This window comes from Streptomyces sp. MMG1121 (assembly GCF_001280015.1).
Classification (GTDB): Bacteria; Actinomycetota; Actinomycetes; order Streptomycetales; family Streptomycetaceae; genus Streptomyces.
This window is the reverse complement of the sequence record NZ_LGDV01000206.1, coordinates 28,995-54,107: the sequence shown is the minus strand read 5'-3', so window position 1 is coordinate 54,107 and position 25,113 is coordinate 28,995. Positions and strand designations below refer to the sequence as shown.

General features: G+C 68.8%; 26 protein-coding genes and 3 pseudogenes. 18 read left to right on the top strand and 11 right to left on the bottom strand.

What is annotated here, in order from left to right; translation table 11 throughout:
- Positions 1-235: 235 nt before the first annotated feature.
- Complete coding sequence (locus ADK64_RS28340; RefSeq protein ID WP_053663407.1) at positions 236-886, top strand: papain-like cysteine protease family protein; 651 nt, start codon at positions 236-238, stop codon at positions 884-886.
- 4 nt (positions 887-890) lie between these two features.
- A complete protein-coding gene (locus tag ADK64_RS28335) occupies positions 891-1,793 on the top strand; it encodes a hypothetical protein (RefSeq protein WP_107093114.1) in 903 nt (300 codons plus the stop codon).
- Positions 1,794-2,508: 715 nt separating this feature from the next.
- On the opposite strand, the gene ADK64_RS28330 is transcribed toward ADK64_RS28335, so the two are convergent.
- The gene (locus ADK64_RS28330; RefSeq protein WP_053663405.1) at positions 2,509-3,270 is read right to left on the bottom strand and encodes an ATP nucleotide 3'-pyrophosphokinase; all 762 of its coding nucleotides are present in this window, start codon (positions 3,268-3,270) and stop codon (positions 2,509-2,511) included.
- A gap of 603 nt (positions 3,271-3,873) precedes the next feature.
- Here ADK64_RS28330 and ADK64_RS46150 point away from each other — a divergent pair.
- Complete coding sequence (locus ADK64_RS46150; RefSeq protein ID WP_159046347.1) at positions 3,874-4,563, top strand: hypothetical protein; 690 nt, start codon at positions 3,874-3,876, stop codon at positions 4,561-4,563.
- Positions 4,564-6,455: 1,892 nt separating this feature from the next.
- Here the strand turns inward: ADK64_RS46150 and ADK64_RS46145 are convergent.
- Entirely contained in the window at positions 6,456-6,722 is a 267-nt protein-coding gene (locus tag ADK64_RS46145; RefSeq protein WP_159046346.1) for a hypothetical protein, read from the bottom strand.
- A 318-nt stretch (positions 6,723-7,040) separates the two neighbouring features.
- On the opposite strand from ADK64_RS46145, the gene ADK64_RS48495 reads away from it, so the two are divergent.
- Together ADK64_RS48495 and ADK64_RS28315 are read left to right on the top strand one after the other, a co-directional pair.
- Positions 7,041-7,172: a hypothetical protein gene (locus ADK64_RS48495; RefSeq protein WP_267888567.1), complete on the top strand. Its 132-nt coding sequence runs from the start codon at positions 7,041-7,043 to the stop codon at positions 7,170-7,172.
- 284 nt (positions 7,173-7,456) lie between these two features.
- Positions 7,457-8,020 carry a GNAT family N-acetyltransferase gene (locus ADK64_RS28315; protein ID WP_053663399.1) on the top strand — a complete coding sequence of 188 codons (564 nt, stop codon included), beginning with the start codon at positions 7,457-7,459 and terminating at the stop codon, positions 8,018-8,020.
- A 123-nt stretch (positions 8,021-8,143) separates the two neighbouring features.
- Here the strand turns inward: ADK64_RS28315 and ADK64_RS28310 are convergent, their stop codons facing one another.
- Positions 8,144-8,677: a GNAT family N-acetyltransferase gene (locus ADK64_RS28310; RefSeq protein WP_053663397.1), complete on the bottom strand. Its 534-nt coding sequence runs from the start codon at positions 8,675-8,677 to the stop codon at positions 8,144-8,146.
- A 554-nt stretch (positions 8,678-9,231) separates the two neighbouring features.
- Here ADK64_RS28310 and ADK64_RS28305 point away from each other — a divergent pair.
- From ADK64_RS28305 to ADK64_RS28295, 3 genes and pseudogenes are all read left to right on the top strand, one after another.
- Positions 9,232-9,618, top strand: a complete 387-nt coding sequence (locus ADK64_RS28305; protein WP_053663395.1) for a DUF4440 domain-containing protein — start codon at positions 9,232-9,234, stop codon at positions 9,616-9,618.
- 723 nt (positions 9,619-10,341) lie between these two features.
- Complete coding sequence (locus ADK64_RS28300; protein WP_053663393.1) at positions 10,342-10,839, top strand: peptidylprolyl isomerase; 498 nt, start codon at positions 10,342-10,344, stop codon at positions 10,837-10,839.
- Between the two features lie 100 nt (positions 10,840-10,939).
- Positions 10,940-11,278 (top strand): annotated as a pseudogene (locus ADK64_RS28295) (Tn3 family transposase); the annotation flags it as partial.
- 34 nt (positions 11,279-11,312) lie between these two features.
- Here the strand turns inward: ADK64_RS28295 and ADK64_RS28290 are convergent.
- Positions 11,313-12,134, bottom strand: coding sequence for a class I SAM-dependent methyltransferase (locus ADK64_RS28290; protein ID WP_053663391.1), 822 nt, complete (start codon positions 12,132-12,134; stop codon positions 11,313-11,315).
- Between the two features lie 73 nt (positions 12,135-12,207).
- Here ADK64_RS28290 and ADK64_RS28285 point away from each other — a divergent pair, with 73 nt between their 5' ends.
- Complete coding sequence (locus ADK64_RS28285) at positions 12,208-12,822, top strand: TetR/AcrR family transcriptional regulator (RefSeq protein ID WP_053663389.1); 615 nt, start codon at positions 12,208-12,210, stop codon at positions 12,820-12,822.
- Between the two features lie 581 nt (positions 12,823-13,403).
- On the opposite strand, the gene ADK64_RS28280 is transcribed toward ADK64_RS28285, so the two are convergent.
- Positions 13,404-14,483: a polyprenyl synthetase family protein gene (locus ADK64_RS28280; protein WP_053663387.1), complete on the bottom strand. Its 1,080-nt coding sequence runs from the start codon at positions 14,481-14,483 to the stop codon at positions 13,404-13,406.
- Positions 14,484-15,260: 777 nt separating this feature from the next.
- On the opposite strand from ADK64_RS28280, the gene ADK64_RS28275 reads away from it, so the two are divergent.
- From ADK64_RS28275 to ADK64_RS47575, 3 genes are all read left to right on the top strand, one after another.
- Positions 15,261-15,617: a hypothetical protein gene (locus tag ADK64_RS28275; RefSeq protein WP_199829727.1), complete on the top strand. Its 357-nt coding sequence runs from the start codon at positions 15,261-15,263 to the stop codon at positions 15,615-15,617.
- Positions 15,618-15,968: 351 nt separating this feature from the next.
- The gene (locus ADK64_RS47580) at positions 15,969-16,340 is read left to right on the top strand and encodes a transposase family protein (RefSeq protein WP_053663383.1); all 372 of its coding nucleotides are present in this window, start codon (positions 15,969-15,971) and stop codon (positions 16,338-16,340) included.
- Positions 16,341-16,478: 138 nt separating this feature from the next.
- Entirely contained in the window at positions 16,479-16,628 is a 150-nt protein-coding gene (locus ADK64_RS47575) for a hypothetical protein (protein WP_053663381.1), read from the top strand.
- A 100-nt stretch (positions 16,629-16,728) separates the two neighbouring features.
- On the opposite strand, the gene ADK64_RS28260 is transcribed toward ADK64_RS47575, so the two are convergent.
- Together ADK64_RS28260 and ADK64_RS28255 are read right to left on the bottom strand one after the other, a co-directional pair.
- On the bottom strand, positions 16,729-17,562 hold the full coding sequence (locus ADK64_RS28260; protein WP_053663379.1) for a PIG-L family deacetylase: 834 nt from the start codon (positions 17,560-17,562) through the stop codon (positions 16,729-16,731).
- A gap of 553 nt (positions 17,563-18,115) precedes the next feature.
- Positions 18,116-18,367 carry a hypothetical protein gene (locus ADK64_RS28255; RefSeq protein WP_053663377.1) on the bottom strand — a complete coding sequence of 84 codons (252 nt, stop codon included), beginning with the start codon at positions 18,365-18,367 and terminating at the stop codon, positions 18,116-18,118.
- On the opposite strand from ADK64_RS28255, the gene ADK64_RS43525 reads away from it, so the two are divergent.
- Together ADK64_RS43525 and ADK64_RS28250 are read left to right on the top strand one after the other, a co-directional pair.
- Entirely contained in the window at positions 18,341-18,547 is a 207-nt protein-coding gene (locus tag ADK64_RS43525; RefSeq protein ID WP_078992878.1) for a DUF4240 domain-containing protein, read from the top strand. The genes ADK64_RS28255 and ADK64_RS43525 overlap by 27 nt on opposite strands.
- A 106-nt stretch (positions 18,548-18,653) precedes the next feature.
- On the top strand, positions 18,654-19,025 hold the full coding sequence (locus ADK64_RS28250; RefSeq protein WP_053663375.1) for a hypothetical protein: 372 nt from the start codon (positions 18,654-18,656) through the stop codon (positions 19,023-19,025).
- 399 nt (positions 19,026-19,424) lie between these two features.
- On the opposite strand, the gene cspE is transcribed toward ADK64_RS28250, so the two are convergent.
- A complete protein-coding gene (cspE, locus tag ADK64_RS28245) occupies positions 19,425-19,634 on the bottom strand; it encodes a transcription antiterminator/RNA stability regulator CspE (protein WP_053663373.1) in 210 nt (69 codons plus the stop codon).
- A gap of 111 nt (positions 19,635-19,745) precedes the next feature.
- On the opposite strand from cspE, the pseudogene ADK64_RS47570 reads away from it, so the two are divergent.
- A pseudogene (locus ADK64_RS47570) lies at positions 19,746-19,934 on the top strand (hypothetical protein); the annotation flags it as partial.
- A gap of 345 nt (positions 19,935-20,279) precedes the next feature.
- A complete protein-coding gene (locus ADK64_RS48490) occupies positions 20,280-20,711 on the top strand; it encodes a helix-turn-helix domain-containing protein (RefSeq protein WP_324614445.1) in 432 nt (143 codons plus the stop codon).
- 128 nt (positions 20,712-20,839) lie between these two features.
- On the opposite strand, the gene ADK64_RS28235 is transcribed toward ADK64_RS48490, so the two are convergent.
- Positions 20,840-21,937: an alkene reductase gene (locus tag ADK64_RS28235; protein WP_053663369.1), complete on the bottom strand. Its 1,098-nt coding sequence runs from the start codon at positions 21,935-21,937 to the stop codon at positions 20,840-20,842.
- 122 nt (positions 21,938-22,059) lie between these two features.
- Complete coding sequence (locus ADK64_RS28230) at positions 22,060-23,019, bottom strand: Lrp/AsnC family transcriptional regulator (protein WP_053663367.1); 960 nt, start codon at positions 23,017-23,019, stop codon at positions 22,060-22,062.
- A 454-nt stretch (positions 23,020-23,473) separates the two neighbouring features.
- Here ADK64_RS28230 and ADK64_RS49125 point away from each other — a divergent pair.
- Positions 23,474-23,621, top strand: a pseudogene (locus ADK64_RS49125) (IS5/IS1182 family transposase); the annotation flags it as partial.
- Positions 23,622-24,004: 383 nt separating this feature from the next.
- Here the strand turns inward: ADK64_RS49125 and ADK64_RS48485 are convergent.
- Positions 24,005-24,133: a hypothetical protein gene (locus ADK64_RS48485; protein WP_267888566.1), complete on the bottom strand. Its 129-nt coding sequence runs from the start codon at positions 24,131-24,133 to the stop codon at positions 24,005-24,007.
- Between the two features lie 59 nt (positions 24,134-24,192).
- On the opposite strand from ADK64_RS48485, the gene ADK64_RS28225 reads away from it, so the two are divergent.
- Complete coding sequence (locus tag ADK64_RS28225; protein ID WP_053663365.1) at positions 24,193-24,882, top strand: SDR family NAD(P)-dependent oxidoreductase; 690 nt, start codon at positions 24,193-24,195, stop codon at positions 24,880-24,882.
- Positions 24,883-25,113: the final 231 nt, after the last annotated feature.

Here is a 25,113-nt window from a genome sequence, read left to right as displayed (position 1 = left end):
CCACCCCCCTCTGTTCGTTCACCTGTGAACGTTCACTTTCCCGTCCCAGTGCGGGGCGTTACGTCCGCTGCCACCCGCTGGTACCTGCTGTGGCGTTCACAACCGTACGGGTGGAGTTCACTTCGCCGCCAGGCCTGTGGATAACTTTATTGACCTGGACCCGACAAGAGATCGATGCTGCTGTCGCAGCGTCCGGACGCGCTCCTCCACCCCCACCCTGACTGGGAGGAACGCCATGTCCATTACCACCAGGGGTCGTAGAGGGCCGGCGTCAGCGGCCCTTGCGGCCGTCGCCGCCCTGACGGCCGCCCTCATGCCGACGGCCACCGCTCACGCCGCCCCGCATTCCGCTCCGCATTCTGCTCCGCACGCCGATCCTCGGGCCGCCGCTCACCTGGCCGTTCCGGCCGCCAAGCGCCTCAACATCACCATGCAGGAGCAGGAGAGCAGCAACTGGTGCTGGGCGGCGAGCGGCGACACCATCGCGTCCTGGTTCGGGCGCAACTACACCCAGAACCAGTTCTGCGACGCCGCTTTCAACCGGCCCCAGGGCAGCACCTGCGGCAACTGGCAGGCGGCGCTGGACGACGTGCAGAACGCCCTCGACTGGATGGGCATCAACCCCGGTACGTACGTGCGTGGATATCTGCGCTACGGCACCGTGCAGAAGGAGATCGACGCCAACCGTCCCGTCGAGACGCGCATCGAGTGGAGCTCCGGGGGCGGGCACATGCATGTGCTGTACGGCTACGACACCTCCGACAACCAGGTTTACTGGGGCGACCCGTGGCCCTCCAACTACCGCTACAACTGGGGGGATTACGACTACTACGTGAGCAACAACTTGTTCACGTGGACCCACTCGCTCTACGGGATCGGAGCGTGACCCCATGACCCCGATCCGCACGTCGCCGATCCAGACCGCACCGACCCGGACGCCATCGAGCGGCACGTCACCGAAGCGCCGGACATCGAACCGGCACGCGCACGCCGGCCGTAGGCCCGTCCGCAAGAGCGCGACGGTCGCGGCGCTCGCCGCCATCACTACCCTCTGTGCCCTCGCCCCCGCCCACGCCGCAGCCGGCGACTTCCCCGCGCCCTTCACCGCCGCCGACACCGCCCGGGCGCGTGAGGCGGCGTCAGCCCCGGCCACCCTCCTCACCCTCTCGCGCTTCTTCGCCCGCGACGGCGCGATCGCGCAGAGCGCGGCCCGGCCGCACCTGGTCGGACCGTCGGTGACCGTCTACTTCCTCGACCCGGGATTCGTCTCCGGACGCACGGGCGCCCCTGTCGCCGACCCGCAGTTCGTCGCGAGCAAAGCGGTCTCCGCGGACGGTCAGGTCGCCTCGGTGTGGACCGTACGGACGGCGAAGGGGTGGAAGGCCGTCAACATTGCGACCGGCGGTGACGAGAGCGACTACGTCAGCAAGGCGCACGGACTCGGAACCGTCTTCCGCGAACCGCAGATCGACGCCTGGTACGTGGTGCGCGACGGCCGTGTGCTGCCGCTGGACCCCGATGCGCGGCGCGCCGTGGGGAAGAACGGCGTGACCCTGGCCGCCTACCAACGTCTGGTGCGCGCTAAGTACGGCGACAAGCTCCCGGGGTCCGACTACGACCGAGCGGGCGAGGGCGGCGGTTACGGCGGTACGGTCGCGCCCCCGCGCGCGTCCACCGCATCCGCGGCGACCACCGGGGCGGTAGTCACCGTGGCCTCAGCCTCTGCCGTCGCCGCCTTGTGCGGCGCCTGCTTCGGCCTTCGCCGCATGCGGCGGGCGCATCGCGCCGGCTGAGTCGCCTTCCGGCCCAGCGCCCCCGTGCCCCAGGCCCATCCGGTCTGGGGCATTGGCGGGGTGGTGGCACCCGAACGTCAAGCGGAATTCGGCCCAGAAGCGGATCTGCACGGTGGGTGAAGCGGATATGTGAACCTTCCCCTTCGTCGCTGAGCAGCCGCGACCAAGCGCCGCGCACTCTGCGGGAGCTGGTGGAGGGACGGCATGCCGGGGTGGTGCACGTGGAGGTTGAACCGGCGCTGGCGTCCGGCGGGGCCGGGGTCGTGTTCTGCTCACGGGTAGCTCTTCGGCGACCCACTGGCCGACGGGGGTGGGCGCCTCCAAGGAGCGCCCGGGAGCACCGCACATGACGAACACCCCCGTTGCAGCCGCGCTTCCAGAACTGCGGCGCCTGACCGGCCCGCCGTTCAGGACCAGCTGGAGGCGTTGCCCGCCTCCCTCATGCTGATCGGCCTCGGGTCGGACGGCCAAGTGGTCGTCGTCGAAAGGACGCCGCCGCGCACGTCCTGGTGTGCACAGGCAGCGGCGGTGGCATCACGACCCTCCTGCGCCCCTGCGCCCCTTCGCCGCGCGGCGACCGCGCCGACCGCGGCGGCGACGCCGACGACCTGCCGCGCCCGGTGGTCGTGCTCGAGGGCGCCGACGTCACATTCCGGCAGCTGACCCGCCGCTGGGACACGGCCCGGGAAGGGAACCCGACCACATCCCCGACCGGTCAGGGTGTGGCAGGAACCGGCACGGGGGCGGTCGGGTTGGCGGGAGGGGCGAGGCGGTCGGCTCCCGGTGGTACGGGGACGGCGTTGAAGACGGCGTCCTGCTGGGCCTGGAGTTGCCTTTTGCGGGCTTCGGTGGTGGAGGGCAGGCGCTGTTCCTCGTAGAGCAGGTGGGTGACTTCCTGGGCGTGCTTGCTTTCGGGGGTGTGGAACTGGATCTCGAACAGCTGGCCTGAACGTGGCGCGCGCCAGCCGGTGTTGAGACCCTTGTAGCCGCTGGTGCGGTTCCAGGTGTTGGACCACTTGGTGGAGTCGTTGCCCCAGGCCGCGAGGACGGCGGAGGCGTCGGTCACGCCTGTGGTGTAGGTGGTGTCGGTCCACTGGAGGGTGTAGCGGACGGCGTCGGTGAGCCGGGCCAGGACGGTGTCCACGTTCTGTCCGCGGTTGTCCTTGAGGGAGGTGGCGACTTTCCGCTTGAGCGAGTCGGCGGACTTCAGCCTGTGGTCGAAGCCGACCAGCTCCGCGCCCGAGGCGAGGGCTGCGGTGCGCACGTCCGTGCTGATCGACTTCTCGGCCTGTCGGGCCCGGTTGAGGTAGGCGTCGACCTTCGCGTTGTCGGCGCTGTTCAGCGTGAGCCCGCCGGCTCCCTTCCAGCCGTCATGGGTTGCGGCGGCCGCCGACGGCCCGGCCGACAGGGCGACGGCTGTGGTGAGCGCGGCCGCGAGCAGGCCCTTGCCGATGGAGTGGGTGGTGGTGACCGTCATAGAACGTCCGCCTTCACGCTGTTGGAATACCTTGCGGCAGGCACAACTGCCCAGGCGGAGAACGAGTTACTGACGCGGGGGGGGTGTGCGGTTCCGCGGTGCGTCGAACGTGACACCCGGGCCTGGCTCACCAACTGGGACGAACAGCCCAGGCCGTCTGTCTGGACAAAGGCCGCTCACGAAATCCTGGGCAAGGTCGCTGTTTACTGCCGACGAATCTCAGACTCGGGTCACGCGTAGTGTTTCGCTGACCGGGCTGAGTGCGACGCCTGCAAGCCCATTCGGCCCCACGGTTGCACGTACACCGGCTTGTCCACCCGACCGGGGAAGTAGGTCAGCCGCACCGAGCCCGCGAATTTTTCCATGCCTTGCCCCCGAGCGAGGAGGCCGCCCCACAGGCAGGCCGCCCGCCGTGCCGGTCACCCGGCCGAAGCTGCCCGCGACGTGCTCTTCCGCGCCTGACTGCTGCGGTTGGGTGACAAGGTGTACGGCTCCCCGAGGATGTTCACGATGTGAAGAGTTGATTCCTTTTAGCTTCTTCTGAGAATCGTATGTGTCGCCCAGCAGGTGGCCGCATGCGTCAACCCCCATGGAGGTCATCGGATGAATATTCGCCCCTGGGTAGCGCCGCTGGCGGGTGCGGTTATCGCCCTCGTGCCCTCGTCGGCCGACGCCGCTGCGCAAGCGTCTGCACAGCAGGCGTCCAACTCCCTGTGGCACCAAGAAGGGGATGGGCGCCGCGGTCACCACAATCCCTGGCGTAACTGCCACAGCCGCCGTCGTGTCGTGCTCATCGACAAGGGCACGAGGGCGATTCTGACCAATGGCCGGCGTGGGCCGGAGGCTGTCGTCCTCGTGGGCTCGGGAAAGTCTTCGGCGCCGGCGGCACCGTGGAACACCTTTTCTGTCACGACGTATCTGGACGTGAACTATCCCACCCAGACCACGTCCCAGTATGAGTTGGCGATTCGTGGCTTCTTCAGGGTGCACCCGCTCTTCGAGGTGAAGGCCTTCGACAACCACAAGCGAGAGTTTCCCTTCCCGGCCGCCCACTGCAAGGACGGCCAGGACGACGATGACCGCGAGGACGGCGCTCGTCCGCATGGTGGGAGAGCAGGTGACGGGAGTGGGTCCACCTCCCCGTCGCCCCAGAAAGGGCGTGAAAGCACGGCTGCCAGCTGGCGCGCCGACCTTCTGAGCACGAAGTACATCGTGATCGCGGCCGGAGGTTTGCTGATCGTTCTGGGAATGCTGGCTATGGCCTGGCTTCGCCGACGGCGTTCTGCCGAGTGACGGCCGGTCAGAAGGGCGAACCGGCAGCACCCTTGGTCTTGGGCATCATGTCGCATCGGGAGCCTGATGTGCTGCCGCCCCAGTCCTTCCAATTGACGAACAGCCGGCTTCCGGGGAGGGGGCCGGACTGGCCGCGCCGGGACGGCGCGATATCCGGGCAGCTCCGTCCAGTGGCCCACGGAGCCGTCGGACAGGCGCAGACGTTGTGCTCCGTCGCTGGATTTGCTCGTAGAAGACTCGCTGTGTTGCCTGCCTGGCTATCACGGTCCGGCACTGGCCGGCCGACCCCGGTGTGGGGTTCGGGGCGAGAACCGAGCAGGTCTTCATCCCTCGGCACCACCTGTTGTGCGACCGCCACCGGCGGGTGCGCACCGCCACTGCCACTGGTCACCGGAGGTCTTTCGGCGGAACTGGTCAGGAGGACCTGCTGCTTCTGGCCGTGCCTGCTATATCCGAGGGGGCTGGATGTGGCCGTGGGGCTGAGGGTGGCCGAGTCGTCGGGCCTGGCCAAGTGGCTGAGTGCGGCCGGTGAACTGCTGCTTTCGGGGGAGGCCGACGTGGCTGAGGGACTGGGTGTTTGCGAGGGGCTCGGGCGGGGGTCGTGGCGGCAGATCCACTCCGGATCTTTGAATCCGTAGCTCAGGCCCCACTCCCTGTCACAGCCACCCCAGTAAGGTCTCACCCAGCCGCAGTAGGGGCCGCCGTAGCTGTAACAGGGGGGCCCTTGTTCCTCCGGATCCGGATTCGTGAGGGGTGGCTGGAGGAATTCGGCTTCGCGCGGAGAGATGCCGGAGGCGCTGACCATGCGGACCTGTGTGGCACCGGAACCTTGGGGCATCCAGTCCGTGAAGAACAGGGGCAGGCCAATGGCTGAGGCAGAGACCGCTACCGTTGCGGCAGTGAGAGCGCAGCGGGTCAGGTGCATGACTGATCCTCTCGGCTTTGTGGTCTGGGGCAGGTGTGAACGAATTCCGTGCACGGACACCACCGCTGTGAGCACTAAAGCTGAACGTATGTTTTGCAGACCGTCTTAACAACCAGCGAACCGCCAGCCAGGGTGACATGCTCCGGTTTTTTCACTCAAAGAGTCTCGCCTCGATCTATTTGTCGCGTGACACCGAACTGCACTCTTCGCGCAAGCCGCTCTGTGGCGTTCGTCCTCGCCGCAGGCCAGGCCAGTGATGCGCCCGCTCGCACCTGTGTCATGGCCCGCCTGCGCGTTTTCCGAAGACGTGGCGGCGCCGGGGTGGCAGTTTGCCGGTATGACGTCCAGTGCTCCAGCGAGGGTGGGGATACGGGCCGTGTGGGTGCGGCAAGGGTGTTTCCCGGGTGGGTCTTTGAGCTGATGCCCGGCGTTCCTGTCCTTTAAATCGTCGGGGTCGTGGTCGGAGATGGCCCCGGATCGGTCGGTCAGGGTGGATGGGTCGGTCGAGCGACGGAGGGTGTGTGTTCTCCCGGGCGTGCGCGGTGTCTGGGCGGTGCGCGGTGATCAGTGGTTCGGGCCGGACGCGGGAGGCATTTGCGTCTCCGGCTCGTGCGGTAATGGGCTTACTGGCTGTCCTTGGGGGCTGGGGGCTCAGTAGGGGTTGAGGCGGGCCTGGTCGTAGTGCGGGTAGTTGAGGGGGCTGCTCGCTGCTGGTGACCGGGCGTCAGCGCACCGGGAGCAGTTTCAGGTGGCCCCGGCTGCCCGGCGTGAGTGGTGTGCAGCCGCTCGCACCGAGCAGGGCGCCCCCACATCTCGTTCGAGGTCAGGGCTGTGTCTGGGGCAGTACCGGGTGGCGTTGGCCGTCGTGCGGCCGGCGCTGCCAGCAGGCGGTGCCTCCATCCGCCGAGGGGATCCTGCGGCCGGGGCACCGTGAAACGGGCCTCGCCTTCCACACCCTGGCCACGGGTCAGGGTGTGGGGCCGGTGCGGCCGGCGACGTGCTGGGCGAAAAGGGCGTTGATGCTGCCGAAGGTGTGTTCTGTTGATCCCTTGGCGGTGGGGGAGCGGGGCGGGGCGGGCTGCACGCTCACTCCCAGGGTTTCGCAGTCGGTGAGGAAGGCGGCGGAGACGGACCCTCGTCCGAGGTCGATGACGATCATCTCGGGCACCGTCGCCGGCCGGGCCGCTCCCTGCGACGGGCGTTCATCCAGGGCCAGCAGCCGTCCGTAGGGCACGACGGCGTGGGACAGGTCCGGCGCGTACGGCCAGGTGGAGCGGCCGACCCGGCGACCAGGGCCACTCGTGCGGCACCGGGTCCCGCCACCCTCTCGCATCCGGTGGACCAGATGGTCGAGCTCACCTCCGCCGACGGCGGACGTGTCCTCACACGACACCTGGCCACCGGGTGTACGTGGCGGGCGGCGGCTGGATGACCGTGTCGGAGCCCGCCACGTACACCCCCTGGCGGGACGAACGCAGCCGCCGGGCCGCGGACACTGGCAGCGCCGCAGACAGCCCGGGACCTCACGGTCGACCACCTCCACACCTTCTACGTGCTCGCCGGCACCACACCCGTCCTCGTCCACGACTGCGACGAGATCCCCGGGATCGGGCACAGACCGAAGCTGCTTGCCGACCACCTCGCCAGTCGGCGCGGGAAGCTCACGGAACGGGACACCAGCTGAGGCTCACGAGTCGTCTACGACCGGGCCACGAGGGCGCTGGTGGTGCAGACGCCGCACACCATCTACGCCTGCCAGTACACCGCCGAGAGGTTCGAGAGAGGCGGGTTCTGCCGGGAGAACGCGTTCGACGTGACGAGCGGCCTGGCGTGCTTGCCGTCGAGAATCTTCATTCGCCAGGCGGTTACGCCCGGGACAAGTGCGACATCTAGTGAGCTCGCCGTTCACGTGCTGCCTCAGGGGTGGCGAGCCTGGAACTTGCGTGCGGCAGCGTGATCAAATAAGGGATGACATCGTTCTGGACCGGCAAACGGGTGCGCCTCCGCAGTATCGAGCCAGACGACTGGACGGCGTTCATGCGCTTCGCGGAGGACGAGGAAGGGCTGGGAGACCTGCTGCAGCTGCCTCGTTCCGCCGAGGGCTACCGCGTCTGGGCGAGGGAGCAAGCCGCCGCCAGGTCTGATGGCGACTGCTTCCAGTTGGCGATCGAGGCCGTCGACACGGGAGCGATAGTCGGTGCCGTCGGGTCACATCTCGCGGATCCCCGTGCCGGCTGGTTCGAGTACGGAGTGACGATCGGTTCTGACCACCGGCGCAAGGGCTACGCGGCGGAAGCCGTCGAGCTGCTGCTGACCTTCATGTTCGCCGAGCGGCGCTATCACAGGTGCCAAGCGCGGGTCTTCGCCCACAACGAGGCGTCGTTGGTACTCCACCGACGGCTCGGATTCACGGAGGAAGGGCGTCTTCGCGATCACGTCTTCCTCGCAGGCAGGCACCATGATCTCGTCATGATGGGCATGCTCGCCGACGAGTTCGCCGAACTGCGCCGTTCCGCAGTTCAGCAGACCTGAACGCAGCCTTCGTCTGAGCCGGTGCTCCGTCACAGAGGCAGCGGAACAGCGCGAAGGGTGTGGTCGTCAGCCTGGTGGATGAGGGGCCTGCGGGATGCGTTCGCTGAAGCGTCGGGCTGCGGCTCACGCCTGGAACTCGGTGAGATCGATGGTGTGCACGCGCAGCGGATAGCCGTACACCGGGTGTGCCGTCTCGCGCTCCAGCACCATGCCAAGCTTGCGGATGACGTTCTCGGAGGCGTGGTTACCCACCCGGTTGATGCTGATGACGCGATCGAGGCCACGGTCCTGCAGCGCGAACTCCAGGGTGGCCTGGGCGGCTTCGGACGCGTATCCCTGGCCCCAGAACTGCGAGCCGAACCGCCAGCTGATCGCCACGGCGGGCAGCACCTCCGGCAGGAACTCAGGCACGGACAGACCCGTGAAGCCGGCCAGTTCGCCCGAGGCCAGCATCTCGACGGCGAAGAGGCCGAAGCCCTCCTCGTCCCACTCCTCCTCCCACCTCTCGATGTCCTCCGCCGTGCGGTCGAGGTCGAGCACCGAGCCGTCGTCGATCCAGCGCATGACCCGCGGGTCCGCGTTGACGCTCGCCAGGGGCGCGAGGTCGTCGTCATGCCAGCGACGGAGGAGGAGGCGGGGGGTGCGGATCTCGGTCATGGCACCCATCCTGCCGAAGGCAGGGGCTTCAGCGGTAATCGGCTCTCACCCATGGTGCCGCTCTGCGACAACCAGGGCGCGGACCAGGACTCTCCGCCGGCCTGTCTGCTGGTCGGGCAGCCCATCCTCAGACCCACCATGAAACGCGGCGTCCTGGCGGCGCTGGCGCAGCAGACAGTCCTGCGTTACACGATGCCGGGCATGACCTCGAAGGAGACGACCTGTTACGTCGCCCACCACCTGAAGATCACCGGCCCCGGACCCGCTGTTCACCGAGGACGCCCTCACCCTGATCCACACGACCTCGCGCTGCTATCTCCAGGCGGTCAACAACCTCTCCGTCGAGGAACTGGCCGCGTTCGCCACCGGCAAGAACCTCGTCGACGAGACCGTCGCCCGCACGCCCGTGAGCCAGGTGGTCGGCACCTGAGTTCTCGAACCCCGGTGAACGGGAAATACGGAAGGCCAAGCTTGATCAAGGATGGGGACGGTTTCGCCGGACGGCAGATGAAGACAGTTGCGGCGGGACTCGCGGCCCCGGCAAGGATACCTCCATGGACGATGCAACAGACGATGTGAACCAGGCGATCGCGGGTGAGTTGCAGCTCATGGATCCGCGTGTCCGCGCCTCGCGAGAACGCGCCGCACAGCTTCTCGACCCGGAGTTCGTGGAGGTCGGCGGGTCGGGGCGGCGATGGACGTATGACGCCATGCTCGCCGAACTGCCCGACCATCCGGGCAGTTCGGCGGACGGCCCGCGCTATGAGCCCTCGGAGATCTCGGGAGTGCTGCTCGCGCCGGGTCTGGTGCATCTGACCTTCGAGACCACGCTCGGCGAACGCAGGACCAGGCACAGTTCGATCTGGCGCAAGAGGGACCAAGCCGCAGGCTGGCGGATGTACTACCACCAGGCCACGCGCGTGCCGCCCGGAGTGGACTGAGACCAGCGGCACCTCCCGACGAAACCGACCATTCGCCGACGACCGCCCCGCCGGGACACCGGCGGGGCGGTCGTCGTCCCCCTTCGTCGCCATCGTGACCGCCGCCCTCGTCGGCATTTTCAACGCCGGGCAACATGGCCCTGGCGGCGGCCGTCACTGCCTACTACGCGGTGCACGCGGACATCACCTGGTTCGGGCTCCTGTCAGCCTCGCTCGCCTGGGGCGCAGCAAAGCTTGCCCGGCCCGGCGGGCGGGAGCGGTGGCCGAGCGGCAGCGACTGCGCCTCGGGCTGGCGGATGGGAGGGCGTGAGTGGACTCGCGCTCCTATATCCGCGTCTTCCGCCATGAGCCGCACCGGGTGCAGTGCGGCACCAATCACGCACGGTAGAGAGAACAGCGCACTGCGACCGCTGCGTCGTTGGCCGCACCAGCCTGTTCCCGCGGGTGATCGCGAGCGTGCCGTTCAGTGTCACCGCACGGCTGCCCCCGCCGGCGCGCCAGGTCCGCTCGAGCAGCACGGTGGCAGGCGCGGGTGAGGGTGCCGTCGTAGCGTCAACCGAGGCGGCGGCGGGAGGCCTGAACGGCCCGAGGGCCGCCGGGCGACGCCGTCGGCTCAGCTATGCCCGGGCCGGTACCGGCAGTCGATGGCTCCGGTGGTTCCCGGCCCGTGTGATCGGTGACCCGTTCGGCGTGGCCGGGACCGGGGGTGACAGGATGAGACCCATGAGCAACGTTTACTTCGACATCAGCATCAACGGCGCCCCCGCCGGCCGTATCGTTTTCAATCTCTTCGACGACGTGGTTCCGAAGACCGCGCGCAACTTCCGTGAGCTGGCCACCGGCCAGAACGGCTACGGCTACGCCGGTTCGGGCTTCCACCGCGTCATCCCCCAGTTCATGCTGCAGGGTGGCGACTTCACCAACCACAACGGCACCGGTGGCAAGAGCATCTACGGCGAGAAGTTCGAGGACGAGAACTTCCAGCTGAAGCACGACCGCAAGTACCTGCTGTCGATGGCGAACGCCGGCCGCAACACCAACGGCTCGCAGTTCTTCATCACCACCGTCCTCACCCCCTGGCTCGACGGCAAGCACGTCGTCTTCGGTGAGGTCGTCGAGGGCCAGGAGCTCGTCGACCAGATCGAGGCCCTGGGCTCCCAGTCCGGCACTCCCAAGGGCAAGGTCGAGATCACGGCCTCCGGCGTCGTCGACGGCCACTGATCCCAGCCTTTCGCCAGGACCGCGCCCGGGTCGCAGTCTGCCTCACAGGCTTGGACACCGACCGGCCGGCGCGCGTCCTGGCCTGGCTGGTCCTCGACCACGGGCCAACCTCCAGGAGGGCCGGCCCTCCCTCGCACGGAAGGTCTTCCACGGCCGCTCCGGGCAGTTCTGCAGCGCTACCGGAACGGCATGGGGGACCGGATCGGCGCCCTGGGCCTGGTCCTCGACGCTCTCGTACCGTTCAACACTCGGTACATGGACGCCGCGGTGAACCAGCTGCGTGCGGACGGCTTGGACGTCCGCGATGAGGACGTGACCCGCCTCTCGCCGTGCGCGCGGCATCACATCAACATGCTCCGGCCGGTACTCCTTCCCGCTCCCCGAGCTGTCCGGGGGCCTGCGCCCGCTGCGTGATCCGGGGGTTTCCGCGGACGAGTGACGTGCGCGGGGCCCGTGCACCGTGTGGCAGTGGATCAAGGGGTACCCGCGCGTACGGCGGTGGTCGCCAAAGTGGTGTAGTGCATCGTGAAGCGGCCACCCAGGGCGTCGATGGCGTGGCCGACTGCGTCCAGTATCTCGGCCAGCTGATCGGGACGAAGCCGGGTGAGGCCGCCGGTAGTGGGGAGCAGGTCCAGCCACTGGTCGCGCGTGTAGGACTGCTCCCAGTCGAATCGCCACTGTTCCGGGTCGTTGAACTGCTCGGTCTCGCGGATCTTGTCGGCGATCTTCGCGTATCCCGCTTGGTACATGGCCAGCGGACGTCGCGCCGGCTGGTTGCTGAACGGTGAGTCGGGCGCCACCCGACGGTAGGAAGCCGCGAACGACTCGGCTACCTCGGCAGGCGGCTCGAATACGTGCCCGAAGATCGCCAGGCGCCCGTTCGGACGCAGCGCCTGGGCCGCTTTCACGGCACCGGAGGCCGGATCCAGCCAGTGCCACGACTGGGCGGCGATCAATGCGTCGAACACCCGGCCCGCCGGCTCCCAGGCTTCGAAGGCCGCCACCTCGACCCGCAATCCTCGGGCCTGCGCGAACTCGGCCATCCGCGCATCCGGCTCGACACCGAGCACGACGCAACCGGCGGCCTGGAATTGACGGGCCGCGATGCCCGTGCCGCAGCCGACGTCGAGCACGTCGGGCCCCGGGCTCCCGGCGACGATACGCGCCACCAGGCCATCGGGGTAGCCCGGTCGGGCCTGGTCGTAGCGTTGCGCATCCGTGCCGAAAGACTCGGCCATCTGTCGAGCCTGATGCGGTTGAACCGGCTCTGGTTGCTCTCGCGGTAGAGTGGGCATGCGTTCACTTTAGTGGGCGAGCGCCCACATGCTCAATGGATGCCAGGAGCCTGGCGCACGAGAGGATCTGGAAGTGCCGACCGGGGTACACCTTCACGACGCACGACAGCAGCTGTTCGGCGCCGCCGAACGCGTGCTGTTGCGGGATGGTCCGAACGGGCTGACCAGCCGGGCCGTCACCGATGAGGCGGCCTGCGCCAAAGGCGTCCTGCACCGGCACTTCACCGACTTCGACGCCTTCCTCACCGAGCTGGTGCTCGACCGGGCCGCACAGCTCGAGACGCAAGCGCATGCGCTGCGCGACACCGTCGGCACCGGCACCGTGGCCGATAACCTCACTGGCGCGCTGACCACCCTGTTCGGACCGGTTCCCGTGGCGATCATCCCGCTCATCACCTTCCGGGACGAGTTGCGCGCGCGGCTGCGGCAAGCCAGGCCCGGAGGCGGCATCGCGATCCTCGCCCAGGTCACGACCGCGGTCTCCGCTTACCTGACCGACGAGCGCGCCATGGGCCGCATCTCGGCCGACGCCGACATCGACTCACTCACCCTCTCCTTGGTCGGAGGCGGACATCTGCTGTTCGCGGACCGCGACACCGACCCACCGACCACGGCAACCGTCAACCAGCTGGTGACCACGGTGCTGGCCGGAGCCATACGACGGCGGCCACGCGTCAGGGGGGCTTGAGGGAGCGGGGGACATTCCCCGCCTTCTCGTTCGGGACTTGGCCATCAGCAGCAGCTCGGACGCGCCCTGCTCGCCCAGATGCGTCAGCCCGGAGTGGCGCCGCTCGTGCAGGTCCCAGCCGGAGTCGGGCCCGCACAGGGCGGTGCGCTGGTCCAGCAGTACCGGCTTGCCCGCGGGATGGACGGGCCAGACCGGTGTCCGGGCACACGTCCCGCGCGGAGACCACCTCGCCGGGGCCCGCGCACCGGCGGGTGACGAAGACCGGCCCGCGGGTGCGGCTCCGCAGCAGCCTCGGCAACAGCCGGGCCGTGCCTGTACCCCGTACCGCCAGGATGGTCAACAGCGTCGACCTGCCGGCGCCGTTCTCGATGACGATCCCGGACAGCCTGTCCGGCTCCAGGTCCAGGTCGATGCCGCGCCGGACCTCCCGTCGGCGTAGGCGTACCACAGGCCTCGCACTTGCGAGGTCCGTCCTCCCCTTGCTCGCTCCGGCGCGTCTTCAACGGCTACCGGTCAAGGGCGGATACATCGTGTCAACGTCTGCACCGTCGGGCCGTTCGATCGGGCAGGGAGGCGCGGGACTAGCTGGTCCTCCGGGTGTTCCACGAGGGCAGTTGCTCGAATACGGCGACGGCGTCCTCTCGCCAGTGCCGACGCCAGGACGCGGCTTCGGCGGAGGCGGCTTCGGCGTACCGGTCGATGGCTGATCGGAGGCGGTTGTGCACGTCATGGCGGTAGGCGATGTCGCGGATACGGTCGATGGTCTGCGGTGTGCAGTCGGGGTTTCCGAGAGCGGCCTTGACGGTGTCGTGCTCGTCTGCGTCCGTGGCGGCAAGCAGGTCACGGACCAGGTAGGTGAGGCGGCCGGCCCGCAGGTCGGCACCCATGGGCTTGCCGGTGACCTCCGGGTCGCCGAAGAGGTCGAGGTAGTCGTCACGCATCTGACCGCTGATGCCGGCCAGTGTGGCGTAGCGGCGCAGGCTCTCCTCATGCCCGGCCACGTCCTCACCCGCGGCCAGCAGGCCCAGCCGCAGGGGGGCGAGGATGGTGTAGCGGGTGGTCTTGTACTCGCACACAGTCTCCAGCAGCCCCTCATCAGCTGAGGAGGTGACGTCGCGTTCGAGGTCGAGGATCTGGCCCATGACGGTGTCCGTCGTCACACCGAGCTGGACGTCGAGCATGGCCTGCTTGCGGTCGGCGGGCAGGTCTGCCTGGACCAGAATGCGCAGGGCCAGGAAACCGGCGAGATCACCGACCATCATGGCCAGTCCCATCGCGGCCTGCGGGTTGTCCGGGAGGTCTTCGCGGCACGCGTAGTACGTCGAGAGGCCACCGCGACGCATGGGCGAGTCGTCCATGATGTCGTCAAGGATGAGCGCGTGGCTGTGGAGCAACTCGAGACTCAGCGCGGCCTCCAGCAGCCCCGGTACCTCTTCCTCCGTGACGAGGCGTGCCGCCTCGTAGAGCAGAGCGATCCGGATCCGCTTCCCGCCGCGCAATGACAAATCCGCCAGCAATTCGAGACACCGGGGCGTGAAGCGGCCCAGCCTCGGACCGCTGAGGTCACGGGCGAGCTCGGCGAAGTACTTCTCGAAGGACGATACGAAGCGCTGCTGGTGACCGGCCACACGGTCCAAGGCGCTCAGGGCACTGCTGTTCATCTGCGTTAAGGCCGGCCTTCCTCATGAATGTCGGTGGCCAGCCTGCCATCACCGTGGAATGTGCGGCAACCGCCGTCGGTGGCGGCGCTGGAGGTCAGCCTTGTGGTGCGGGGAGAGGTGCTCGGCACGCTGTCACGCACTCCTGGTGCGCGCCAGGCGCATCTCGGCTGATCACCATGCGCCTGATCACCACTCCTACGATGACGGTGCCATTCGTGTTCTGCCGTCTGGGAGGACGGGCAATCGTGGAGACTTGTTCCAGCCGCCGGAGCACTCCTCGGCCCGTCGACCGCCGCGGCCCGGTCCCCGGGCACATCGCGGTCATCCTGGACGGTATCCGTCGCTGTACGCGGTGTGCCCGGACAACCTGCGGCGCAAGGACACCTCCGTGGCCGCCAGTCGCCACGCGGTGCCCGAATCGCCGCAGCAGCTCGCCCGGGACGTCCGCCCGGCTCTGGAATCACCCTGGGGACTGAGGCGCGGGTCGCCCGCGTGGGGGAGAGAGCGCGGCCTGTCGGATGATGCCGTCGAGTGCTGGGTGGTGACATCGTGAAGCGATCGGTCCGCCGCGCCTCACCGGAGTCCCTGATGTCCCTGACGCCCTGTCGGTTATCGCCGTCGGACACCCGGATTGCCGCCCCTCGCTGGGCAGTCCGGGCGGCCTGGGCGACCGTGCTTTGTACAGTGCCCTCGTGTGTGTGGCGGCTCTCCCTCGGGTTCGGGGTGGGTGTCGGTTTCACCGGCCGACTCGGTTCGATGTACACGGGGACCTCAATCATGGTCTACGTGCTGATCCTGTCGGTGGCCTCGCAGGCAGCCGCCTGTCTGACGCTTGGTCTGGTGAAGCCTTGGGGCGAGCGGGTCCCACGCTGGGTTCCACGGTTGGGCGGCCGCCGCATCCCGCCGCTGGTGGTGGTCATTCCTGCCGCAGCGGGCGCCATCATGGTGACAGGGCTGTGTGCGGCGGTCACGCTGCTGCCAGGAGGGCCGCTGGACAACCCTGACTTCCCGCACGGCACAGCGGGCGTGATCATGGATGTCTGCTATGCCCCCCTCCTGGGCTGGGGGCCGCTGGTCGCCGCTCTCTGCATTGCCTATGCTCGGCGCCGCCGGGCGGGCGAGCAGGTCGGGTGAGCCGGAGCGCCGCTCGAAGGTGGCGTGGAGAGTCCGGTCGGGGAAGTCGCCCAGGAACGAGCCAGGGCCCCGGCCTGTGTCTGTGGCTCCCATCCTCTGCCCTTGGCCCGCACTGCCGTGGCACGCCGTTGAGTTTGTGTGACCAACACCAGAGAGTCGGTCAGGGGGCACCGGCTCCCTCGTCCACCAGTGTCGTCTGCCGCTGTCCACCCGTACCGTGACCCATGTCGCCGACCTGCCGCGCCGCCGCCTGAAGCCGATGCGCCCGCGTCGGCGTGCGCTGCGGGCCCGGGAAGATCACGCTGATCGTCCTCGCGGTGCTGCGGCACGACCAGCGTGCGCCTGGCTGATATGTCCGACATGCCCGACGGTAACAGCATCTCCGCCACCACTGCGCGGATTCGGCGCGACGAGAACATCGGCCTGCTCACTGCGAAACCCGCGAGGCCGGGCCGCGCCCCGAAGAAGACCGCCCAGCGGGGCAGCGAGGTCGTTTCGACCGACGGCACTCCTATCCCCACCCAGCGCCGCACCGGCGTCGCGAACCGCCCGGACCATTCCCGGGAACACCACCGTCACGGCCTGCACGTCCTGGCCCTGACCGACGAGCGAGGCCGGATGATCTGGATCTCCGCTGACCGGCCCGGCCGCACTCACGACATCGCCGCCGCCCGACGCGACCACCTCTTCGCGCGCCTGTTGCCGCCGGTCTCGCCGCCCTGACCGATCTGGGCTTCATCGCCTGGACGACGACCAGGACGCCTCCGTGGTCGTCGACCAGAAAGCCCCCTTGGTCGTCACCGGGCTTCAAGACCATCCCGAGCGGCCAGGCTCACCACCGGTCAGAAGGAAGCCAATCGGATGCTCGCCAGCGGACGCGCCCCGGTCGAGCACGGCTTCGCGCATCTGCCGAGTTGGCGGATTCGCACCAAGCTTCGCACTGACCTCGCCCGTGCCACCCACCTGATGCGTGCCCTGCTCGTCCTGTCGAACCTCGACGGACTCCGCTGACGGACGGTCTACGTCGCAGACTTCGGCCCACGATCAGCACGAGCACCCTCGCACAGCACCATGCCAGACCCCTGACCAGGTACTTCAAGATGGTGCATGCTCAGCGCAGTCCGGCGAAGAGATCGTTCTCGGGCACGGGAGCGCCGGTGGTGTCCTGAACACGTACGAAGGTCTCCATGCCCATCAACTCGGTGAACCTCTCCTGGCCCATCTTGAGGAAGAAGATGTTCTCGCCCTGGCTGGCGTGCGCGGCCAGCGCATCGAATTTCTGACCGCCGAACGCGGTGGTGTCCACCCAGGTGGTGATCTCCTCATCGGGGAGCCCGATCTCGGCCATCGCGGCGGCCTCGGCGGGATCCGGCTCCTGCCAGTCCCCACCGAATTCGCGCATGATCTCCCCGAATCGCCGCATCATCGAGCGGGGCATCGTGGTCCAGTACACCTTCGGTGTCAGCTCGGTCATCTCCAGCGCCGCCATCGTGATGCGGTTGGCCTGGATGTGGTCGGGGTGGCCGTAGAAGCCGTTCTCGTCGTAGGTGACGACCACATCGGGTCGGTAGTGCCGCATGAGTTCCGCGAGTCGGGCGGCGCCTTCCTCCACGGGGGTCTGCCAGAAGGATCCGGGGGCGTCGTTGGTCGGCCAGCCCATCATCCCGGAGTCGGCGTAGTCCAGCATCTCCAGATCACTGACCTTGAGGACGTCACAGCTTGCCTCGAGTTCTTGACGCCGCATCGAGGCGATGGCCGCCGGATCGTGCCCGGGATCGCCCGGTTTGGCGCCCCCCGGTCCGTCGCCGCAACCGCCGTCAGTACACGTCACGAGGACCGTGCGGATGCCCTCCGCCGCGTACCGTGCGAGGACACCTCCCGTTCCTGTGGCCTCATCGTCGGGGTGGGCGTGCACCGCCATGAGCGTCAAGGGCCGGTCAGTCATGAAACAGTCCTCCTGTGGGAAAAGGCCTCGGTCCGGGTCCGCGACGGGCGTACCGCGGACCCGGGGGCCCGGATCGCGTCGGGGCGGACGACCCTGTGGTCTCCCTGTTGCCCGCCCGCGCGGCGCCGGTCCCTCGGCCAGTGCAACGCTGCCGGTCAGACCGGATGTTCCCGCCGCGCACGGGAACATTCCCGGGCCTTGGTGCTCGTTCCGGTATACCTCGCTTCCGGACTTGCCCGTGCGCCTTCACGAGATCGGCGCGTACGTGCCCAAGAGCGCAGACGGCCCGACTACGTCACCCCGCGCCTGTGGATCCCGCGCACCGACGTTCAGCAGTGACCGCAAGAACGCACGCATGGCCGACACCACGCAGGTCCCCGCTGAGGGGAGGGCGACCTGGCCCGTCTTCTGGCGACCAGGCCCGGGCCGCCCATGCGCCAGCACCGTTGTCCGGCTCCGCCCGCGTCGCGGGGAGCCCGGTATCCGAACGGCCTTGTCGGCGGACCGATGCTGTGGCCCGCCCAGAGGTGGTCGAGGCGCCCAGCAGGAAAGTTCAGGGAAGCCCGCCCTCGCGACTGCTGGCCTCGGCGTCGCGGCCGACCCTCGGCTCGGTCGTCAGGCTCAGGTGAGAAAGCGCGGCGGTGAACATCGGCGACTTCGGGCCGATTGTCCAAACGGTCCGTACCGACGTGGCCTCAGCCTCCAGTGATCCGAACCGGACGCTCGCAGCGGTCCTCGCCGACCGGCTCGCGACGACCTCGAAACAGACGGTCCCCGAATCCGGCAGTGCTTCGATCAGCTTCACGCGGCGAGCTTTCGCTGGGACGCGTGGGCCGCCGGCTATCTGATCGGCGGAAGCTGCTCCGACGACGCCTTCATGGACTTCCGCGCCGGCCTCGTCGCCCGCGGCGGCGACGTGAGGCCAGGAGTTCGATTAACCACTATTTGGCGAATTCTGACCCTACTGTGCACCTCAGATCCTTAGGCATTATTTGAGCATGCGTGCCGCCAGGAGCCTGGCTCATGTATCAGCGCGGTTCGACTGGTTGCGCACGGCTCGCCGAAGATGTGACAAGAACGGGGGAGGGCTCATGCCCTATCGGATCAGCACCATGTTCATCCTGCCCGTCGCCAGCCTCCTGGCCGTCGCGGTGGGGGCATCGCCAGCCGCAGCCGCGGGAGTTGCCCACGGCGACTTCCTCTACACGACCGGTCACGGCCTGTCTATCGGACTGCGCAACCCACCGACGGACAAGTGCAATCCCCTGGTGAGGGACGGTGCGACGAACGGCACCAACGCAACGGACAAGACGGCGCACATCTACGCAACCAGCGACTGCCACCAGCAGTTGGCTGTCGCTGCTGCGGGAAACCCCGGGCACGGCACCGCATGGAACACGCCGGACTTCCAGCCCACCGCGCACTCGGTGTGGTTCGAATGCGACAAGCCCGTCGTGTGCTGAGCCGTGATGAGACCCTCCTCCGTGCGATTGCGCCCTCACGCAACTGGGGCTACCAGCGAAACGGCCCCACAGGCGACGGGACGACCGTCCCGTAGTGAGTGGCTCGGTCGGCCGGTATCCGACGACGTTCGCGCCTCGGCGGACTCCCAGTTCTGGAAGCCGTGAGGGGAGCAGCATCTCAGTCGTGTTCACGCGACCGAGTGGGGTCGTGGTCGTGGCGACGACCTAGGCGGTGCTGGCTTCGCTCGCGGAGCTGCGAGAGGATCTCGGCACCGGCGCCTGGGTGCCGGCTCGGCGCGGAAGGGCGCTCCGCCCGCGCCTGCCGTAACTGGAACGAGCGGCTACGGGCGGAGCGAAGCGTCGCGGGCGCGCGGGCCGGTGCTCCCGCTGGCAGTCCGGTCAGATCGCGGTGACGTTCACGGCCGCCGGGCCCTTCTGGCCGTCCTGGATTTCGAACTCCACGTTCTGCCCCTCGGCAAGCGTCTTGAAGCCGTTCCCCTGGACGGCGGAGAAGTGCACGAAGACGTCCTTACTGCCGTCGGCCGGGGTGATGAACCCGAAGCCCTTGGACTCGTTGAACCACTTGACCTGCCCCTTGATCTTGGCCATGGCTGCCGTCCCTTCCTTGACCTCGCCGCGTTCATGAGCACGGCGTTGCGATGGCGTCACCGTATCGACGTCTCGTCACCGAGATGATCGAATAGCGGGAACTCGCGGCGAATGGCCGGAAGCCTCTCGTCCCCCAGCGCTCACCAGCATGAGGCCGCGAGGAACATGGGCCTGCTCGCCGGGCGTGGGGGCGAGGTTGCGGGGATCATCCGCTGGCCGGAGCAGGCGGGTGATCTGCTGGCGGCGGGCACCGAGCCTGTCGTGTGCGGCCTGGAGTCGGCGGCGGGCGCTGAGGTCGCTCCTGGGTGAACTGGGGGTGGACGTCCGCACCGGGCAGCCAGTGTGGCGGCTGCTCCTCACAGACGGGAAGGCCACCGGTGTCGTCTGCGGCGGCGAGACGATCCGGGCCCGCCGCGCCGTCCTCGCCTCGGTGAACCCGACTGCGCTGTACAGGGAACTGCTGCCGCGCGATGCCCCGGTGCCGCGGGTCGTACGCGATCAGGCCCGGCGGTTCCGGTACGGACGCGCCGCGACGCAGATCAGTACGGCGCTGTTGCGACGCCGTAGGACTGTGAGGATGCTGCGGTGCCGTCCTGGGCGGTGGTCTGGTGGCGGAGTGGTTCAGCTGCCCGGGGGTGCTGAACGGTGGCGTTACGGGCACGGATGGTGGAACTGAGCTGGTCCGGACAGCGAGTGCTTGCCATCGCGGATGAGTCGGGGTGCAATCCCAGGACAGTGCGCCTATGGCTGCACCGCCTTGACCGCTTCGGCCGGGTCGGACGTCCGCTGTCAGGTCGGCTGACCGTGTGGGCCGGCGGAGAGCCGGCCGCAGCGGATCAGGCCGGGCCGCCGGAGTGGACCCTCGGCGCACTGGCCGCCGAGGCCAGACGGCTGGGCATCGAGAACGGCCGCAACCAGGTCCGTCGGATCCCGCTGGACGCGGAAGTGCGCTGTCGCCGCACCTGGTCGTGGCCCCCTCCACAAAGCCGCCCCCCGCGGGGCAGTACTTCGCCGGCCCACGCGAGATGGGCGAAGCCACCTTTCACCTGTGTAGGCCCACTGACCATCAGGCAGTAGGCCCGGTGATCGGTGGGATCGCATTCCACACCCGGCTCAAGCGCCAACAGGACGGCGTCGATGCCACTGCCGGCCATGGCGATGGCGACGGTGTCCAGACTCCGACCGCTGCGCGGTGCGGACCGCGGTCAGGACGGGACCCCTGCCAGGGCGGGGTAGTCGGTGTAGCCGCGGTGGTCGCCGCGATAGAACGTGCTCTCGTCGGCCTCGGCGAGCGGCGCGCCGGTGCGGAGGCGATGCACGAGGTCGGGGTTGGCGATGAACAGCGTCCCGAACGAGAGGAGGTCAGCCAGCCCGTCGTCGATCAGATGAAGCTGTCGGGGCCCGGCGGGCCAGTCCTGGTGGGTCTCGTGCGGGTTGAGCATGAACACCCCTGCCCAGCGCTCCCGGAGCCTCACCGTGAGGTCACGGTGGCCGGGGAACTCGAAGACGTGCAGATACGCGAGGGCAGGTGGAAGGCCGTCGGCCAGCGCCGGATAGAGCTCGTGCAGGTCGGGCTCGTCGAGGCCGAACGCCGTGCAGCCGGGGGAGATCCGCAGGGCGACCCGCTCGGGTCCGATACGCGCGGCGACGGCGTCGACGAGTTCCAGCGGGAACCGGATCCGCCCGGCGACACTGCCGCCGTAGCGGTCGGTACGGCGGTTGGCGTTTCCGGAGAGGAACTGCTGGATGAGGTAGCCGTAGGCGCCGTGCAGTTCGACACCGTCGAACCCGGCGTCGATCGCGTGCGCGGCCGCGTCGGCGAAGTCGGCGATCGTGTCCGCGATCCCCTGCACCGTCAGGGTTTCCGGCACCGGATAGGGCCTGCGGACGGCCGGTTCGCCGCCGTGGACGCGTACGACGCCTTCGGCTGCGACCGCGGACGGCGCGAGCGGGCGCAGCCCGCCGCCCAGGAGTTCGGGGTGGCTGTTGCGGCCGGCGTGCATGAGCTGGGCGTAGATGCGGCCGCCCGCGTCGTGCACGGCGGCGGTGACCGGGCGCCAGGACCTGACCTGTGCCGTGTCGTGCAGGCCGGGGGTGTCGGTGTAGCCCTGGCCGACGCGGCTGGGCTGGGCGGCTTCAGCGATGATGAGCCCGGCGGTCGCGCGCTGCCGGTAGTACTCCGCCATGAGCGGGGTGGCTGACAGGCCGTCGCCGTAGGCGCGGCGGCGGGTCAGTGGGGCCATGGCGACCCGGTTGGGCAGGCCGAGCGGGCCGACCGTGATCGGGTCGAACGCGTTGGGCATCGGGGCTTCCTTCTCGGAACGAGGATTCTTCGTGCTCCGGCAGCATCTCCTCGCTCCGGCCCCCGGTGGCAGGAACACCGTCCGGGTCGGCGATATCCGACACAGACAGTTCTCTCGCGGGGTTATCCGACGATCGGGGACGCCTGCTTGACCACCCGCGTACTCGGCGCTGTCTCCACCGACATGAGCCCGGGCAACGCCGCCACCGGACCGGTCAGGTACGCGTACAGCGCCGCACTGGAGGGACACTGCACGCTCGCGTACAGGTTGGACACACCGGTAGTGGCAGCCGCGAAACTCACCTGCGGATGCTGTGCCAGCGCCTCTCCCGCCGCTACCAGCTCACCCGGCGCGATCTTCAGCCACACCCCGGCCGACGTCCGCAATCCCAGCAACGCCGGGTCGACATCGACGTCGAAGTACGCCACCCCGCCCGCGCGCAGTTCGGCCAGCCGCCGCCGCACGGTCGTCTGTGACCAGCCGGTCACCGCGGCCAGCGATCGGAACCCGGCCCGCCCGTCCAGCGCGAGCGCGTCGAGCAACAGGTTGTCCTGCGGGGACAGTTCCTCCGGATCGGCAGGGCGCTCGGCCCGCGGGGGCCGAAGCTGCGCGCACTGCTCGGCCGTGAGCGGTCCGTTCCTCGTCAGCGGACTCTCGCTGCCGCCGAAGAACGTGTGCAGTACGCAGTGCGCACTCACATCGGTGACCCGTGGGGTGCGGGGGAGCCGGGACAGCACGCCCGCCTCACCGGCCGGAGCGTCCGCCGCCTGTGCCATGCACACGATCTCCGCACCACCCGAGGCGATTTGTACCCACGACGTCTCTGCCTGCTTCGCCAGCGCACGCGCAAGCCCGGCCACCGCCTCCGGCGCGCACCGCACCCGCACCAGCCACAACTGCCGCCCCACTGCCTCCGGCCACACCGCGCCGAGCACGCGCACACCCATCTCGGCCCGCAGCCGCGCGTACCGGCGCGCGACCGTCTGATCCGAAACCCCCAGCACCGCACCGACCAGCGAGAACGCGACCCGTCCATCGATCTGCAACGCTTGCAGCAGCCCTCGTTCGACCTCGTCCAGCATGTGACCTCTCCACCGACCCAACCCACTCAGCTCACCCGGTACGCGCTCCGTACCTGCAGTGAGGCAAGGAGTCGCTCCCCGGCTCCAGCAGGACGCACGCTCCGGCCATCCATGACGGACCGGCATACGGCCGGCCGCGCCGCGCCGCCTGGCTTGGACGTCCACGCCGGTCATCACGCCACGCCATGGTGCAGCAGCGGAAGGGCGGCCACCAAGTCGCTCTGGGGCATCCATTCTCGATAGCGAAATGCCGCCCACGATGTTCCAGCGCGACCGCTTCTGGGACCTGTCGAGCGGCCGGCAGACCGAGGACCCGCCCCCAGCAGAGCGGGTCCGTACGCTGAATCGTTCTGGCCCACAGTGGTGCTCTTGACGGCGCGGGCGTGACACCAGCACGTGTCGTGCACGATGGCGCGCCTCGCCATTCGAGTGAGTGGCGGCACTACCCGGTCCGGGCAGGTCGCGGAGCCTGCACCTGGCAGACAGAGCGCTACTGGTCACGGCGTACTGGCGCACGAACGCGACGAAGGGCCAGGTCGCTCCGCTGCTTGTATCTCCACGTCTCAGCCGACCGCATGGTCGACCACCTCAGCCCCCTGCTGTTGCCGATGAGGCCCACTCCTCCCGCGCGATCCGCGAGCACCTACGCAATCGCGGCATCCGAGCGGCGATCCCCGTCCGGGAGACTTGCAAACAGCGCAACAGGACCCCGGAGCCGTTGCCGGTCGGGTCCCCGCAACGAAGGATCCTCAGTGCGCCACCGACAGCGGTCGTCCGCCGCGAGGTGGATCTTCGTGGTCAGCCCGCCGCGGGACCGGCGATGGCGTGATCGTCGGGCTTGCCGACCGGGACTTCGCGCCGGCTGCCCGCCCCGCACATCACGACGAGTCCCGTTTGGCCGGCTGGAGGCTGGCTCGGCCCGCTGACGACTCGGTCCGCGATTGAGTTCAGGACGTGTCGGCCCGACAGTTAGGCCGGCAGGTGATCAGCAGGCCGACTGTCGGGCCAGCACCAGCTCGGTGCTCCGCTCGCGGCGGGTCGGTCGATGGGCGGAGCGGTCCGGGACCAGCGAAGCGATCGCACGACGGGCCTCGGCGCCCTGGTCGAGCCGCATCGCGGACCGCGTTGTAAACCACTGGGCGATCGCATCATCCCCGAGGGAAGCTGTGCCCTATGACGACAACCTTGATCACCGGGGCCAACAAAGGCCTCGGTCACGAGACAGCCCGCCAACTGATCACCGCGGGCCACACCGTCTACCTGGGGGCGCGCAACATCGAGCGGGGCGCGGCGGCCGCGGCCGAGCTCGGCGCCCGGTTCGTACAACTCGACGTCACCGACGATGCGTCGGTCGCCGCCGCGGTGGCCACCATTGAGGCCGACGGCGACCTGGACGTCCTCGTCAACAACGCCGGAATCGAGGTGCGTTCACCGCGAGGCGACATCATCGGCGCCGCGGAGCTGACCGCCGACGTGATGCGGGAGGTGTTCGAGACCAACGTCTTCGGCCTGGTCCGGGTGACCCACGCCTTCCTGCCACTGCTGGAACGCTCCGCCGCCCCGGTCGTGGTCAATGTCAGCAGCAGCCTGGCCTCGCTGGCCCAGGCCGGCAAGGGCTATCCCGGGGTCGCCTACCCGACTTCCAAGACCGCGGTGAACATGCTGACCGTGCAGTTCGCCAAGGCGTTCCCCCGGATGCGGATCAACGCCGTGGAGCCCGGCTACACCGCTACGGACCTGAACCGGCACGAGGGCGTGCAGACCGTCGAGCAGGGCGCCGAGATCATCGTTCGGATGGCTCAACTGGGGCCGGACGGCCCGACCGGCGGCTACTTCGACGCGGCGGGCCCTCTGCCCTGGTAGGCGACGAGGTTTACGACGCGGTCCGCGATGCCGCTCGATCAGGGCAGCGACGTGACAACGGCCGCACACGTTCTTCGAGTGCGACCAAGAAGTGAGCCCGTGCAGCCTCGACCCATCCTGCCTTCTGGGGCCCGCGGGGGCCGGGCCGAAGCACGACCCGGTCTTCACCGACCTAGTCGGCCCTTGCCGGCCGACACCAGCGTGAACATCATGCGGAGACCGTTCGCGACT